This window comes from Anaerobacillus sp. 1_MG-2023 (assembly GCF_030547345.1).
Taxonomy (GTDB): domain Bacteria; phylum Bacillota; class Bacilli; order Bacillales; family Guptibacillaceae; genus Guptibacillus; species Guptibacillus hwajinpoensis_B.
Window position 1 is genome coordinate 1 of record NZ_JAUORD010000093.1, and the last position, 277, is coordinate 277.

3 tRNA genes are annotated in these 277 nt (G+C 50.2%); all 3 read left to right on the forward strand.

The window, feature by feature from the left end:
• The 3 genes from Q4550_RS23410 (at position 1) to Q4550_RS23420 (ending at position 275) form a co-directional block, all read left to right on the forward strand.
• Positions 1 to 76, forward strand: a tRNA-Val gene (locus Q4550_RS23410).
• Positions 77 to 109: 33 nt separating this feature from the next.
• Positions 110 to 185, forward strand: a tRNA-Thr gene (locus Q4550_RS23415).
• Positions 186 to 202: 17 nt separating this feature from the next.
• Positions 203 to 275: transfer RNA gene (locus Q4550_RS23420), tRNA-Lys, on the forward strand.
• The last annotated feature ends 2 nt before the right edge of the window (positions 276 to 277 follow it).

The window sequence follows — 277 nt, forward strand, 5'->3', positions numbered from 1 at the left end:
GGAGGATTAGCTCAGCTGGGAGAGCATCTGCCTTACAAGCAGAGGGTCGGCGGTTCGAGCCCGTCATCCTCCACCATATTTTCTTATAACCCGAAAGGGTACATATATCGCCGGTCTAGCTCAATTGGTAGAGCAACTGACTTGTAATCAGTAGGTTGGGGGTTCAAGTCCTCTGGCCGGCACCAGCTTTTCTTATCGAAAAGAGCCATTAGCTCAGTTGGTAGAGCATCTGACTTTTAATCAGAGGGTCGAAGGTTCGAGTCCTTCATGGCTCACC